2 protein-coding genes are annotated in these 426 nt (G+C 63.4%); one reads left to right on the plus strand and one right to left on the minus strand.

From position 1 onward, the window contains the following. Positions 1 to 271: hypothetical protein (locus tag CQY20_RS35875; RefSeq protein WP_234816553.1), on the minus strand; the 271-nt coding region annotated here is incomplete at its 3' end. On the opposite strand from CQY20_RS35875, the gene CQY20_RS34065 reads away from it, so the two are divergent. Then, positions 152 to 426, plus strand: a 275-nt coding sequence (locus CQY20_RS34065) for a helix-turn-helix domain-containing protein (protein WP_234816552.1), incomplete at its 3' end; no start/stop codon positions are given. The two genes, CQY20_RS35875 and CQY20_RS34065, sit on opposite strands and share 120 nt — an antisense overlap.

A 426-nucleotide genomic window follows, 5' to 3' on the forward strand; every position in this document is an offset into this window, starting at 1 on the left:
TGTACTGGGACAGGACGTTGGTAGCAGGCGTGTTGGCTTGATGTGAGGAGAACCTCCGGGTGGGGTGTGGCTTGTCTAGGTCCACCACCGTCCGGAGGTTCTCGTGTCCCACCGTAATGCCCGTACGACGTTTCACGGCCGGCTGCTGATAGTGCGCCGGTATCAGGCTGGCTGGCCCAAGGCCCATATCGCGAAAGCGATGGGGGTTTCGCGTAAATGCGTCCACACCTGGATCAGTCGTTTTGAGACCGAGGGTGAAGACGGTCTTCACGACCGGTCCTCGCGGCCGCATACCAGTCCGACCCGTGTCCGGCCCAGCGTGGAGAACCAGATCGTGGCCTGGCGCAAACGCCACCGGTGCGGTCCTGACGAGATCGCCGCCAAGCTCGGGATCTGCCCGCGAACGGTGTCCCGTGTGCTCAACCG

It is taken from the genome of Mycolicibacterium agri (genome assembly GCF_002553505.1).
In the GTDB taxonomy this organism is placed as follows: Bacteria; Actinomycetota; Actinomycetes; order Mycobacteriales; family Mycobacteriaceae; genus Mycobacterium; species Mycobacterium agri.